The organism is Pseudomonas sp. NCHU5216 (assembly GCF_052156495.1).
In the GTDB taxonomy this organism is placed as follows: Bacteria; Pseudomonadota; Gammaproteobacteria; order Pseudomonadales; family Pseudomonadaceae; genus Aquipseudomonas.
This window is the reverse complement of record NZ_JBQLIX010000009.1, coordinates 35,934-48,603: the sequence shown is the minus strand read 5'-3', so window position 1 is coordinate 48,603 and position 12,670 is coordinate 35,934. Positions and strand designations below refer to the sequence as shown.

Genomic DNA, 12,670 nt, shown 5'->3' with positions numbered 1-12,670 from the left:
TCGCTGCATACGCCAGGCAAGGGCCATCCCCTCCCGCCGTTTCACGACGTTCCGCTGTACTGGGCGTGAGCCGTTGGCCACGTTACGCAAAAGGAGTTCTACCCACCGTGCGCTTGATCTGGAAATCCTTCCGCTCGCTGTATTTCGCCACCTTGCTGATGCTGCTCGGTTCCGGCCTGCTCAGTACCTATCTGGCCCTGCGCCTGGCCGATACGGTGGATGGCCTGTGGGTGGGCGCCTTGATGGCAGCCAACTATTTCGGCCTGGTGCTCGGTGGCAAGCTGGGGCATCGGCTGATCGCCCGAGTCGGCCATATCCGTGCCTATGTCGCCTGTGCCGGGGTGGTCACCGCCGCGGTACTCGGCCATGGCCTGGTGGAGTGGCTGCCGTTCTGGCTGCTGCTGCGCATGCTGGTCGGCCTGGGCATGATGTGCCAGTACATGGTGATCGAGAGCTGGCTCAACGAGCAGGCCGAAGCCAAGCAGCGTGGCCTGGTGTTCAGCGGCTACATGGCGGCTTCCTATCTGGGCCTGATCCTGGGGCAACTGGCACTGGTGGTGCACCCGACCCTGGGCCTGGAACTGCTGATGCTGGTGGCCCTGTGCTTCGCCCTGTGCCTGGTGCCGGTGGCGCTGACTCGCCGTTTGCACCCGGCGCCCTTGTATCCGGCACCGCTGGAGCTGCGCTTTTTCCTCAAGCGCGTCCCCCTTTCGCTGACCACCGTGGTGGTGGCCGGGTTGTTGATTGGCTCCTTCTACGGCCTGGCGCCGCTCTATGCCACGCGCATGGGGCTGGCCACCGAGCAGGTGGGCCTGTTCATGGGCAGTTGCATCCTGGCGGGGCTGCTGGTGCAGTGGCCCCTGGGCTGGTTGTCCGACCGCCGTGACCGCGTGCGCCTGATTCGTGGTTGCGCCGTGCTGCTGTTGCTCGCCGCTGCGCCGCTCGCTGCCCTGCCGCAGGTGTTTCTGGGGCTGCTGATCGGCATCGGTTTTCTCGTCAGCCTGATGCAGTTCAGCCTCTATCCGCTGGCAGTGGCCTTGGCCAACGACCATGTGGAGCCGGAACGTCGGGTATCGCTGACGGCCATGCTGCTGGTCACCTTCGGCGTGGGGGCGTGTATCGGGCCGCTGCTGACGGGGCTGCTGATGCGCTTCTTCGGCGCCAACATGCTGTATGCCTTCGTCTGTTTTTGCGCGCTGATCCTGATCTGGCGGATTCGCCCTGAGGTGGTCACCCATCTGCACCAGGTCGATGATGCACCGCTGCAACACATGGCCATGCCGGGTAACGTGGCCAGCTCGCCGCTGGTCGCGGCGCTGGATCCACGGGTCGATGAGCAGACCGTGCAGGAGCAGATGCAGGAACCCGCGGTGGCGGTGGCTGCCGAGGCCGCCGAGCATGAGGATCGTGAGCGCAGCGCGGGCGCTGCAAGCTGAGGGCCTGGCCCTCAGTCGCTTTCGGTGCGTCGGGCCTCGCGCTGCAACTGGTAGACGAAGCGCTCCACCTGGCGCTGCTCCAGCCCATTGATGCGGTAGAAGCGGGTGCCGACGAAGGTGGTGTCGATCTTCGCCTGGTAATCCACGTGGCGCAGCTCGACCGCGGTGGTCACGGTTCCGAATGGCAGATACGCGGTCAGGTTCTCGTGTACCTGGCCGTTCTGCAGTTGCTGGCTCAGATCACCGGCGAAGCGCAGTTTGCAGCCGGTCGCGGAGATGTCGAGCAACTGTCCTTGCAGGGGCTCGCGCAACTTGTCGCCCGCGAGTACCACCTTGACCAGGTCGGTCTGCTTCAACGAGGCGCGGAAGGCGCCGCGGCGCTGGTGATAGATCACCTCGGTGGGCAAGGGCGCCCAGTAGCAGGGGGCACCGTCATGCTGGCCAACTTGCACGCTGTGCTCGCATTTCCAGGCTACGCGCACGCCATCGCGGAAGGCCTCCACGGAGAAGCTTTCGCCCTGCTTGAAAAAGCGCTCGCCATCGGTGGGGATGATCTCGTCCAGCGCGATGCGCGCGCGCTGCTGGTCGATCTCCACCACGTAGCTCTGAAAACGCTGGCTACGCTCATGGAATTGAATGATCAGGGGATCGTGGTTCTGCAGAAGCTGGCGCAGCGTGGCGATGATTTCCACCTGGGCCTTGAGCAGCTTGGGTGGTTGCGGGCCACTTTCCTCTTGGAATGCGCTGGACACTGTTTGAAGCTCTCCGAATCATCGGCCGCTACGGGTACTAGCGTGCCGGGGCACTGGCAGGCCGACGTGGGCCGCATGTCCCTGTGCTGTTATTGTGCTGGGGCTCAGGCCTGGCTGAGCGGTCGGTGCTGGGCGATTCTAGCGGTAGTCCCGCGGCTGTCATAGAGGCCGGGCGTATCGCTGCCGCGCAGAATGCCCAGTACCTGGGTGACGCTGGCCTTGTTGGCACGGATCAGTCGGCCGTTGCGCAGGTTGGCATCCTGGCAGCGTTGCAGCAGGGTGGACAGTTCTTCGCTGCGTGTCAGCAGTTCTTCGCCGAGGCTGGAGCGGGCGGCCAGTGCATGCAGTCCGGCGCGATCAGCGCTCAGGCCGACCGAGCGCAGCAATTGGCTGCGTTCGTTGCCATGCTGTTGCAGTTGGCTGAGAAGGGGTTGTTTTTCGCCAAGAAGGCTGTCGAGGCGGGCGAGGTCGCGTTCACCCAGCGCCAGAAATTCGTCGTCGATCAGTTCAAGAAGGCGCTCGGCAATGCCGATATCGGAGGTGAACAGGTGCAGCAGGTTGGTATCTAGCATCTTGGGCTCCAGGGGAGGCGGGCGTCCAACACCCCCAGCGCCTTGGCTTTAACGCTGGGATTCGAAGTCGAGCAGCTTCTGGGCGACGCGTTGGTCATCGACCTGGTAACTGCCTTCGGCGATGGCCTTCTTCAGTTGGGCCACACGCTCCTTGTTGACGATCGGCTGATCGTTCAGCTTCTCGCTTGCCTTTTGCAATTGTCGTGCCTGGCTGCTCAGCTCGACGGATTCGCCGCTCTTGACCGGGCTCTGTTTCTCTTCGCCCTTGATGTCGGGCGCCTGAGTCGATTGCGTGGCCTCGTTGCGGCCAGCCTGAGTCGAGCCCGCACGCCCCGTGTTCGCGGGGGTGGTGGCGTTATTCAGCCGGTTGAAGTCGATGACCATGATGCAGAACCTCGGACGATTTGGTGGACGCTTGCCAAGCTTTTCGGCCCATGGGGGAAAAACTTTAGGAAAAAATTCGGCGTCGTTGGACAGTGTAGGAAATCACCCGCCTGTTGCGCCATAGCAAAGATAGCTACATGGCCACTTCCACCTGGCCGGGGCCTGTCACCCGGGCGCGAATGACCCGTTGCGAACGCAGGTTGCGCACCTGGATCTGCTCACCGAGCGCGCCGCTGGACAGGGCTTCACCAGGCATGCGCACATTCACCGTGCTGCTGCGAGCGCTGATCACCACCTGATCACCTTTACGGATCGCATCGACGATCTCCAGATAGTTGGGGGCCAGTACTTGCTCGCTTTGCAACTGTCGCGTCAATTTCTTGCCGATGGCCTGCACGGGATCGGTCAGGTAACCCTGATTGAGCTGGCCGACGTCACGTTCGACCAGGCTCACATCGGCGGCGCTGAGCACGCTCTTGCGCTTCATGGGGCGTGTGAGTATCAGCACCGGGCGGAACAGGCGCACCTCGCCCGGCACGAAGACCGTCCAGGGCGCGCTGCCGTCGCAGCGTACGCGCAAGGTGACGCGGCCCATCGGTTGCGCAGGGCTTTCCAGGCGCACGCTCAGGGCCTGGTCACACTGCGGCAGACGCAGGCGCGGGTCGATTCGATTGATGCTGATCTCATGGCGTCCCTGAATTTCGCTACGCTGTAAATATTCCACCACGGCCGACTCAAGAAACGACTCGGCAGCGCCGATAAGTTCTTCGGGCGTGGTGACGCTCGCCGACGCGCCTACGCTATAGCCGAGCAATGGCAAAGCGAGTAAAACGGGGCGCAGGCTGCGACAGATTGCCAGTGGCTGACGGAATGATGACGTTCTAGGTTTCATGCGCATTGACGAAGCAAGCCGCGTGCCGCCTGCTAGGCTGTTACAACAAGCGTTACTTGACGATAAGACAAAGGAGTCCGGGCATGGCCGGGTTACTGGATTCGGTTAACCAGCGTACGCAGTTGGTGGGGCAGAACCGCTTGGAGTTGTTGCTGTTTCGCCTGGATGGCCCGCAGTTGTATGGGATCAACGTATTCAAGGTGAAGGAGGTGCTGCAATGCCCCAATCTCACCATCATGCCCAAGTCCAATGCGGTGGTGCGTGGCGTCGCCAACATTCGTGGCGGCACCATTCCCATTCTCGACCTGGCCATTGCCATTGGTCGCAAGCCGCTGGATGACCTCAAGAGCAGCTTCGTCATCATCACCGAGTACAACACCAAGGTGCAGGGCTTCCTGGTGCGCTCGGTGGAACGCATCGTCAACATGAACTGGGAAGAGATCCATCCGCCACCCAAGGGCACCGGCCGCGACCATTATCTGACTGCTGTGACCCGTTTGGATCAGCAGTTGGTGGAAATCATCGACGTGGAGAAGATCCTGGCCGAGGTCGCGCCCACGTCCGAGGTGATTTCCGCAGGGGTGATCGACGAGCAGGTGCAGAGCAGCGCGGTATCCAAGCGGGTGCTGATCGTCGATGACTCCTCGGTGGCGCGCAAGCAGGTGTCGCGCTGCCTGCAGAGCGTCGGCGTGGAGGTCATCGCGCTCAACGATGGACGCGAAGCCCTGGACTTCCTCAAGGACATGGCCAACGAAGGCAAGCGCCCTGAGCAGGAGCTGTTGATGATCATTTCCGACATCGAGATGCCGGAGATGGATGGTTACACGCTCACGACCGAGATTCGTGCCGATTCCCGCATGCAGAAGTTGCACATACTCCTGCATACTTCACTTTCGGGTGTGTTCAACCAGGCGATGGTGAAGAAGGTCGGTGCCGATGACTTCCTCGCCAAATTCAAGCCAGACGATCTGGCATCGCGCGTGGTCGATCGCATCCGTGCAGCGGATGGGGCTCAGGGGTAACTCTTGGCGAACGTTAGGGTTGGTGAGGCGGCATTAGTGTCTTCAGGTAATTTGGATTTCGAGCAGTTCCGGACGTTTCTGGAAAAGGCCTGCGGTATTCTGCTGGGTAGCAACAAGCAGTATCTGGTCTCCAGTCGCCTGAACAAGCTGATGGAACAGAACGGCATCAAAACCCTGGGCGAGCTGGTGCAGCGCATGCAGAGCCAGCCGCGCGGCGGCCTGCGTGAGCAGGTCGTCGATGCCATGACGACCAACGAGACATTGTGGTTTCGTGATACCTACCCGTTCGAGGTGCTCAAGAACCGGGTCTTGCCTGAGATGATCAAGGCCTATCCGGGGCAGCGCCTGCGCATCTGGTCGGCGGCCTGCTCGTCGGGGCAGGAGCCTTATTCGCTGTCCATGTCCATCGACGAGTTCGAGCGCAGCAACCTGGGGCAGCTCAAGGCGGGCATTCAGATCGTCGCGACCGATCTGTCGCCATCGATGCTGGCCAACTGCAAATCCGGTGAGTACGACAGCCTGGCCATGGGCCGTGGTTTGTCCCAGGAGCGCCTACAGCGCTATTTCGACCCAAAGGGGCCGGGGCGTTGGCAGGTCAAGGCGCCGATCAAGAGCCGTGTCGAGTTCCGTCCGCTGAACCTGCTGGACAGCTATGCGGCGCTGGGCAAGTTCGACATCGTGTTCTGCCGCAACGTGCTGATCTACTTCTCCGCCGAGGTGAAGAAGGACATCCTCACGCGCATCCATGCCACCTTGAAGCCGGGCGGCTATCTGTTCCTGGGTGCCTCCGAGGCACTCAATGGCCTGCCGGACAAGTATCAGATGGTGCAGTGCAGTCCGGGGATCATCTACAAGGCCAAGTAAGGTTCCTTGTGGGGGCTTGCTTGGGTAGGCGGGCTTTAGACTGGGCTGGCAAGTTTGTGTGTTGTTTGGTGTTCTGGACGCCGCTTCGGCTTGTTCAGATATTCCGGGTTTCGCCCCCTCGGGCGACTCACTTTTCTTTGAAATCGGATTGCCGCCCAGCGCAAAGAAAAGTAAGCAAAAGAAACGCACCCCCGCCATCCGGAACTAGGCGTCCCCGTCATGCTTCGCTCGACTTCCCTCACTCCGGCATCGCTCCGGGGTCGGCGTACATGGGCCATCCCTGGCCCATTTCGCGGGGCCGCCATCGGTATCTCGCAGCATCCGTGGCGTTCGCCCCCTGCGCAATGCCTGCGTTCGGCCTCCTGAAGGGGGCTTTTGCGCGCCTGAACGAACCGGCATTCCAAGGCCTGCTCGGTGTGTTCTGGTAGCAGTGGAACCACGACATGGCCATCGGGTTAAACCAAGACTTTCATTCGCGTAGGGCGTACTCGCGAAGCAGTACGCCGTTGGGAGAATTAGACGCAGGTTGTGGTGCCGAACTCGGCATGGCCCGGCGGACTGTTCGCTGGCGCTCCTGAGTCCGCCCTACGGCTGACCTCATGTTCAAACACTCCACGCTAATTCTGGGTTACCTCGGGTTCAGGCGCGCGCAGAGCTCGCCCAGGAGGGCGAACGGAATCGTCGTGGAAGAGGTTGAGCGACATGGATGTCGCGAGAGCCGCGATGGGCCATGGATGGCCCACCGCGGCGGGCCTCTGGAGCGGCGATGGAGTGAGCGAACCCTCGCGTAGCGAGGGCCGGATGATCGGGCGGAGGGTTTTGGTTACTTTTGCCCGCAAAAGTGACTCGCCCGGGAGGGCGAAACCAAAAACATCAACAAAAACGCGGCAATTCGGAACAGACAGCCGAACAACCAACAGCCAACAAAAATTTGCCAGTGCGGCACCAATCAAGCAGCTCCCCATAAGCAGCAAAACCTCCCAATCAAGTCACGAAGCCACCGGACAGCGGCGAAAATCAGTCGAAACGACTCGCTGGGTCATCGGCCGAAACTTGAGGGGCAAAGCGCCTGGCCGGCTTTGCCGCTGCTTGCCTGCAGGCGGTAAGGCCTTGCCGCTTTGCCGCTTTCGAGCCAGCAACTTAATCTCAAACCATTGATATATAAGGTTTTAAATAACTGGCACAGCCTTTGCTGTATGTCTGCCAACAGTGACAGACGGCCCTAGCGGCAAAGGTTCAGAGCATGAGCATCAACTTCGGCAGAGCCCTTGGCATCCACGAACAGGCACTCGGTTTTCGCGCGCAACGCGCCGAGGTACTGGCCAACAACATCGCCAACGCCGATACGCCCAACTACAAGGCGCGTGATCTGGATTTCGCCAGCGTCCTGGCTGCCGAGAACTCGCGCCAGCAGCGTGGCCCGATCAGCCTGAACCGTACCGACAGCCGCCATATCGCCGCCGAGGGCGTATTCAGTGGCGAGGCCGAGTTGCCTTACCGGACGCCGTTCCAGGCCTCGCTGGATCAGAACAGCGTCGACCTGCAGGTCGAGCAGGCGAACTACGCCGAGAACGCCGTGCAGTTCCAGGCCAGCTTCACCTTCCTCAACAGCAAATTCAAAGGGCTGACCGCAGCCCTGCGCGGCGAATAAGGAGTCAGGTCATGTCCCTTGCCAGTGTCTTCAACATCGCCGGTACCGGCATGAGCGCCCAGAGCACTCGCCTCAATACCATCTCCAGCAACATCGCCAACGCCGAGACCGTTTCCTCGAGCCTGGATCAGACCTACCGCGCCCGTCACCCGGTGTTCGCCACCGTGTTCCAGCAGGCGCAGAACGGCGACCGTGGCTCGCTGTTCGCCGAGCAGGACGAGGCTGGCCGTGGCGTGCAGGTGCTGGGTGTGATCGAGGATCAGAGCAGCCTGACGCCGCGCTACGAGCCTGACCATCCAATGGCCAACGCCGATGGTTACGTCTATTACCCGAACGTCAACGTGGTCGAGGAGATGGCCGACATGATTTCCGCCAGTCGTGCCTTCCAGACCAACGTTGAAATGATGAATACCGCCAAGCAGATGCTGCAGCGTGTGCTGACCCTGGGTCAGTAAGCCAATACGAGGAGCGCAGGTCATGAGCACCGTCAGCGGCACCAACTCGGTACTGGATCAGTACCAGCTCAAGCAGGACACCACCAAGAGCAAGGATCTCGGCAAGAACGAGTTCCTCAACCTGCTGGTGGCTCAGCTCAACAACCAGAACCCACTGGAGCCCCAGGGCAACGGAGAATTCATCGCCCAGCTCGCGCAGTTCAGCAGCCTGGAGGGGATTCAGCAGTTGAACAGCAGCGTCAACTCGATGATGTCCAACTTCCAGTCTTCGCAGGCGCTGCAGGCTTCATCGCTGGTAGGGCGCAAGGTCATCGTGCAGGGCGAGAAGGCGGTGGTCGATACCAGCGAGAGCTTCAAGGGCAGCGTGACGGTGCCGGTGAGCAGCAACAACGTCTATGTCAACGTCTTCGACAACGCCGGTGCCCTGGTGAGGCGCGTCAATCTGGGCGAGCAGGCGGCCGGCAATGCCAGCTTCATCTGGGACGGCAAGGACGACAGCGGCAAGGTCATGCCGCCCGGCACCTACAAGTTCGAGGCACATGCCACCTATGGCAACGAGACCAAGGGGCTGTACACCCAGTTGCCGGCCAACGTCGACAGCGTCGCCCTGGGTGGCAAGGAGCTGATGCTCAATCTTGCCGGCCTCGGCAGCGTGCCGCTTTCCCAAGTGCAGATCATCGGCCAGTAATTATTACTGCCGGCCATCCCGGCAAAGGAGTTTTCCATGTCGTTCAATATCGGTCTCAGTGGTCTGCGTGCCGCAACCAATGACCTCAACGTCACCGGCAACAACATTTCCAACGCCGGCACTGCAGGCTTCAAGCAGTCGCGTGCCGAGTTCGCCGATGTCTATGCTTCCTCGGTGCTGGGCACCGGCAAGAACCCGCGCGGCAGTGGTGTGCTGCTTGCCGACGTGTCGCAGTTGTTCAACCAGGGCAACATCAACTACACGCAGAACGCGCTGGATCTGGCGATCAACGGCAACGGCTTCTTCATGACCAGCAACAACGGCAGCATGAGCTACACCCGTGCCGGTTATTTCGGCACTGACCGCGATGGCTATATCGTCAACAACTTCGGCTATCGCCTGCAGGGCTATTCTGCCGATGAGTCGGGCAACATCCTGCCGATCCAGAGCGACCTGCGCATCAATGCCGGCCAGCAGGAGCCCAGGGCCACCACCTCGGTGACCCAGTCGATCAACCTCAACTCCAATGCCGTGCGCCCAGCCAATGCCGGCACCATGGCCGCACCGACCTTCGACCCGAGCGACTCGAAGTCCTTCAACTGGTCGACCTCCACCAATATCTACGATACGCAGGGCAATGCCCACGTCATGTCGCAGTACTTCGTGAAGAACGAGGCACCGGCCAACAATGGCTGGGTCATGCATGTGTTGATCGATGGCGTGAACCCGCGTGATCCCACCAGCACTCAGCCGTTCAGCTATGCGATGAATTACGACGCGGCCGGCCAGCTTGCCAACCCGGCTTTCACCCCGATTGCCAGCACCCCGGCCAACCCGGCACTGGATGCGCCGGCCATCCCGGCAACCGCGGCCAACGGCACCTTCGTCCTGGCCCAGGCCGACTGGGTGCCGGCCGAGAAGGATCCGGCCAACCCTGGCGCGCTGGTGCCCAACGGTGCCGACAGCTCTGCCTTTACCTTCGACATGCGCGGTTCGACCCAGTACGCCACGGCCTTCGGCGTCAACAGTGTCAGCCAGGATGGTTACACCACAGGCCAACTGGCGGGCCTGGAAATCGACGACACCGGGGTGATCTTCGCCCGCTACACCAATGGCCAGTCGAAGATCCAGGGGCAGGTGCTGATGGCCAACTTCGCCAATGTGCAGGGCCTGACCCCTAACGGCAAGACCGAGTGGGTGCAGTCCTTCGAGTCGGGCGAGCCGGTGATCGGCACGCCGCGCAGCAGTACCCTGGGGGCCTTGCAGGCCGGCGCGCTGGAAGATTCCAACGTGGAAATCTCCGACCAGTTGGTGAACCTGATCGTGGCGCAGCGCAACTACCAGGCCAACGCCAAGACCATCGAAACCGAGAGCGCCATCACCCAGACCATCATCAACCTGCGCTGATCCCTGGCGCGCCTGGCAAAGCGGCAAGCCTGGCTTGCCGCTTTGCTGTTTGCGGGCCGGCAAAACTTCGCCGCCGACGCCCGTAATCTGCTCTTCGATTTATCTAATAATCCTTTTAAATCAGTATCTTGTTGGTGTTTTTCGGGAATGGCACGGCACTTGCTGTAAAGCATGCAAAGAGCCAAGGGCACGTCGCCCACTCGGAGGATTTCCATGGACAAGATGCTGTACGTCTCCATGACAGGTGCGCAGAACAACAGCCTGGGGCTGCGCGCCCACGCCAACAACCTGGCCAACGTGTCGACCACCGGTTTTCGTCGTGATTTCGAGCAGGCGCGTTCCATGCCGCTGTTCGGCGAAACCTTCCCGACCCGCGTATTCGCCATGAGCGAGCGCCCGGCCACGGATTTCCGGCCAGGTTCTTTGCAGGAAACCGGGCGTGATCTGGATGTGGCCATTGGTGGCAAGGGCTGGATCGCCGTGCAGGCTGCCGATGGCAGCGAAGCCTATCTGCGTACTGCCAGCCTCAACATCGATGCCCTCGGCATCCTGCGTACCGGCAATGGCTTGCCGGTCATGGGCAATGCCGGGCCGATCGCCGTGCCGCCGGAGCAGAAGGTGGAGATCGGCCAGGACGGCACCATCAGCATCCGCGCCCTGGGCGAGGCGCCCAATACCCTGGCCGAGGTCGACCGCATCAAGCTGGTCAATCCCGATCCCAAGCAGATGGAGAAGGGCACCGATGGCCTGATCCGGGTCAAGGGCCAGCCCCAGGTCGAGCCCGATGCCACCGTTACCCTGACCTCGGGCTTTCTCGAGTCGAGCAACGTCAATGCCGTCGAAGAGATGACCGCCATCCTCGCGCTGTCCCGTCAGTTCGAGCTGTCGGTGAAGATGATGCGCACTGCCGAGGACAATGCCTCGTCCATGGCTCGGGTTTTGCAACTTAGCTAATTACCAGTACGCGGCGCCGTAAAACCGGCGCCCGAGGAGAACGACATGCTTCCGGCTCTGTGGGTCAGCAAGACAGGCCTGTCCGCCCAGGACATGAACCTGACCACCATTTCCAACAACCTGGCCAACGTGGCAACCACCGGCTTCAAGCGCGACCGCGCGGAGTTCGAGGACTTGCTGTACCAGATTCGCCGTCAGCCAGGTGGCCAGTCCACCCAGGACAGTCAGTTGCCGTCCGGCCTGCAGCTCGGTACCGGGGTGCGCATTGTGGGCACGCAGAAGATCTTCACCGCAGGCAGCCTGCAGACCACCGAGCAGCCGCTGGATCTGGCGGTCAACGGTCGTGGTTTCTTCCAGATCCTGATGCCCAATGGTGACGTGGGTTATACCCGCGACGGCAGCTTCCATCTCAATTCCGATGGCCAGATCGTCACCTCTCAGGGGTTCGCGCTGGAGCCGGCCATCGTCCTGCCGGCCGAGGTGCGTACCTTCACCGTGGGTGAAGACGGCACCGCCTCCGTGACCACTGCCGGCAACCCGCAGCCGCAGGTCATTGGCAACATCCAGTTGGCTGACTTCGTCAACGCCGCCGGCCTGGAAGCCATCGGCAACAACCTGTTCCTGGAAACCGGCGCCAGCGGTGCGCCACAGGTAGGCGCACCGGGCCTCAATGGCCTCGGCACCACGCTGCAGAACACCCTGGAGAACTCCAACGTCAGCGTGGTGGAGGAGCTGGTGAACATGATCACCACCCAGCGCGCTTATGAAATGAACTCCAAGGTGATTTCCACCGCCGATCAGATGCTGTCGTTCGTGACGCAGAACCTCTGATCCATCGAGCCCGACTAGTTACACCGTGAGGTAGAGGTTATGAACCGGCAATTGATCTGTTTTCCCCTGTTGGCGAGCGTGCTGCTGAGCAGTGGCTGCGTGGCGCCGACGGCCAAGCCGGACGATCCCTATTACGCGCCGGTGCTGCCACGCACGCCGATGCCGGCAGCGCAGAACAACGGCGCGATCTATCAGGCCGGGTTCGAGAACGGCCTGTATGACGACCGCAAGGCCTTCCGCGTCGGCGACATCATCACCATCACCCTCAACGAGCGTACCCAGGCCAGCAAGAACGCCAACAGCTCGCTGAAGAAGGACAGCAGTGGCACCCTCGGCGTGCCCAACCTGTTCGGCATGGCCGTGGCCCCGGACAACCCGTTGCGCAGTCTCAGCGCCCTGGGCATGACCAACAACAACCTGAGCCTGGATTCGAGCTGGGATTCGCAGCGGGCCAACACCGGCTCCGGGCAGGCAGGGCAGAGCAACAGCCTGTCCGGCTCGATCACCGTGACCGTCGCCGAGGTGTTGCCCAACGGCATCCTCGCCGTGCGCGGCGAGAAATGGATGACCCTCAATACCGGCGACGAGCTGGTACGTATTTCCGGCCTGGTGCGAGCCGACGATATCGCCACCGACAACACCGTGGCCTCGACCCGTGTGGCCGATGCGCGCATCACCTATTCCGGCACAGGCGCCTTCGCCGATGCCAACCAGCCGGGTTGGATGAGCCGCTTCTTCATGAGCCCGCTGTGGCCATTCTGA

14 protein-coding genes are annotated in these 12,670 nt (G+C 61.7%); 10 read left to right on the top strand and 4 right to left on the bottom strand.

The annotated features are described in order from the left end of the window. Positions 1-107: 107 nt before the first annotated feature. Complete coding sequence (locus ACSVIK_RS09300) at positions 108-1,436, top strand: MFS transporter (protein ID WP_442444060.1); 1,329 nt, start codon at positions 108-110, stop codon at positions 1,434-1,436. 11 nt (positions 1,437-1,447) lie between these two features. Here ACSVIK_RS09300 and ACSVIK_RS09295 read toward each other — a convergent pair whose 3' ends face one another. From ACSVIK_RS09295 to flgA, 4 genes are all read right to left on the bottom strand, one after another. After that, positions 1,448-2,188, bottom strand: a complete 741-nt coding sequence (locus ACSVIK_RS09295) for a flagellar brake protein (RefSeq protein WP_442444059.1) — start codon at positions 2,186-2,188, stop codon at positions 1,448-1,450. A gap of 104 nt (positions 2,189-2,292) precedes the next feature. Continuing rightward, entirely contained in the window at positions 2,293-2,760 is a 468-nt protein-coding gene (locus ACSVIK_RS09290; RefSeq protein WP_442444058.1) for a flagella synthesis protein FlgN, read from the bottom strand. A gap of 48 nt (positions 2,761-2,808) precedes the next feature. Further along, positions 2,809-3,144 (bottom strand): flagellar biosynthesis anti-sigma factor FlgM, encoded by a 336-nt coding sequence (gene flgM / locus ACSVIK_RS09285; protein ID WP_442444057.1) that lies wholly within the window; start codon positions 3,142-3,144, stop codon positions 2,809-2,811. A gap of 133 nt (positions 3,145-3,277) precedes the next feature. Beyond that, positions 3,278-4,036, bottom strand: coding sequence for a flagellar basal body P-ring formation chaperone FlgA (gene flgA, locus ACSVIK_RS09280; RefSeq protein WP_442444056.1), 759 nt, complete (start codon positions 4,034-4,036; stop codon positions 3,278-3,280). An 83-nt stretch (positions 4,037-4,119) separates the two neighbouring features. Between flgA and ACSVIK_RS09275 the strand changes: the two genes are divergently transcribed. The 9 genes from ACSVIK_RS09275 (at position 4,120) to flgH (ending at position 12,670) form a co-directional block, all read left to right on the top strand. Continuing rightward, positions 4,120-5,058 carry a chemotaxis protein CheV gene (locus ACSVIK_RS09275; protein WP_442444055.1) on the top strand — a complete coding sequence of 313 codons (939 nt, stop codon included), beginning with the start codon at positions 4,120-4,122 and terminating at the stop codon, positions 5,056-5,058. Between the two features lie 36 nt (positions 5,059-5,094). Beyond that, on the top strand, positions 5,095-5,922 hold the full coding sequence (gene cheR / locus ACSVIK_RS09270) for a protein-glutamate O-methyltransferase CheR (protein ID WP_442444054.1): 828 nt from the start codon (positions 5,095-5,097) through the stop codon (positions 5,920-5,922). Between the two features lie 1,243 nt (positions 5,923-7,165). Continuing rightward, positions 7,166-7,573 (top strand): flagellar basal body rod protein FlgB, encoded by a 408-nt coding sequence (gene flgB, locus ACSVIK_RS09265; RefSeq protein ID WP_442444053.1) that lies wholly within the window; start codon positions 7,166-7,168, stop codon positions 7,571-7,573. A gap of 11 nt (positions 7,574-7,584) precedes the next feature. Beyond that, positions 7,585-8,028: a flagellar basal body rod protein FlgC gene (gene flgC / locus ACSVIK_RS09260; RefSeq protein ID WP_442444052.1), complete on the top strand. Its 444-nt coding sequence runs from the start codon at positions 7,585-7,587 to the stop codon at positions 8,026-8,028. A gap of 22 nt (positions 8,029-8,050) precedes the next feature. Next, positions 8,051-8,716 (top strand): flagellar hook assembly protein FlgD, encoded by a 666-nt coding sequence (gene flgD, locus ACSVIK_RS09255; protein ID WP_442444051.1) that lies wholly within the window; start codon positions 8,051-8,053, stop codon positions 8,714-8,716. 36 nt (positions 8,717-8,752) lie between these two features. Beyond that, positions 8,753-10,123: a flagellar hook protein FlgE gene (flgE, locus tag ACSVIK_RS09250; RefSeq protein WP_268178290.1), complete on the top strand. Its 1,371-nt coding sequence runs from the start codon at positions 8,753-8,755 to the stop codon at positions 10,121-10,123. A 213-nt stretch (positions 10,124-10,336) separates the two neighbouring features. Continuing rightward, on the top strand, positions 10,337-11,077 hold the full coding sequence (locus ACSVIK_RS09245; protein WP_442444050.1) for a flagellar basal body rod protein FlgF: 741 nt from the start codon (positions 10,337-10,339) through the stop codon (positions 11,075-11,077). 45 nt (positions 11,078-11,122) lie between these two features. Then, entirely contained in the window at positions 11,123-11,908 is a 786-nt protein-coding gene (flgG, locus tag ACSVIK_RS09240; RefSeq protein WP_268178288.1) for a flagellar basal-body rod protein FlgG, read from the top strand. Between the two features lie 39 nt (positions 11,909-11,947). After that, on the top strand, positions 11,948-12,670 hold the full coding sequence (flgH, locus tag ACSVIK_RS09235) for a flagellar basal body L-ring protein FlgH (protein ID WP_442444049.1): 723 nt from the start codon (positions 11,948-11,950) through the stop codon (positions 12,668-12,670).

Excerpts from the sequence above, each read along its gene's own strand:
- ACSVIK_RS09290 (WP_442444058.1), bottom strand. The coding sequence starts at position 2,760 with ATGCTAGATACCAACCTGCTGCACCTGTTCACCTCCGATATCGGCATT.
- flgM (WP_442444057.1), bottom strand. The coding sequence starts at position 3,144 with ATGGTCATCGACTTCAACCGGCTGAATAACGCCACCACCCCCGCGAAC.
- flgA (WP_442444056.1), bottom strand. The coding sequence starts at position 4,036 with ATGAAACCTAGAACGTCATCATTCCGTCAGCCACTGGCAATCTGTCGC.
- ACSVIK_RS09275 (WP_442444055.1), top strand. The coding sequence starts at position 4,120 with ATGGCCGGGTTACTGGATTCGGTTAACCAGCGTACGCAGTTGGTGGGG.
- flgB (WP_442444053.1), top strand. The coding sequence starts at position 7,166 with ATGAGCATCAACTTCGGCAGAGCCCTTGGCATCCACGAACAGGCACTC.
- flgC (WP_442444052.1), top strand. The coding sequence starts at position 7,585 with ATGTCCCTTGCCAGTGTCTTCAACATCGCCGGTACCGGCATGAGCGCC.
- flgD (WP_442444051.1), top strand. The coding sequence starts at position 8,051 with ATGAGCACCGTCAGCGGCACCAACTCGGTACTGGATCAGTACCAGCTC.
- flgE (WP_268178290.1), top strand. The coding sequence starts at position 8,753 with ATGTCGTTCAATATCGGTCTCAGTGGTCTGCGTGCCGCAACCAATGAC.
- ACSVIK_RS09245 (WP_442444050.1), top strand. The coding sequence starts at position 10,337 with ATGGACAAGATGCTGTACGTCTCCATGACAGGTGCGCAGAACAACAGC.
- flgG (WP_268178288.1), top strand. The coding sequence starts at position 11,123 with ATGCTTCCGGCTCTGTGGGTCAGCAAGACAGGCCTGTCCGCCCAGGAC.
- flgH (WP_442444049.1), top strand. The coding sequence starts at position 11,948 with ATGAACCGGCAATTGATCTGTTTTCCCCTGTTGGCGAGCGTGCTGCTG.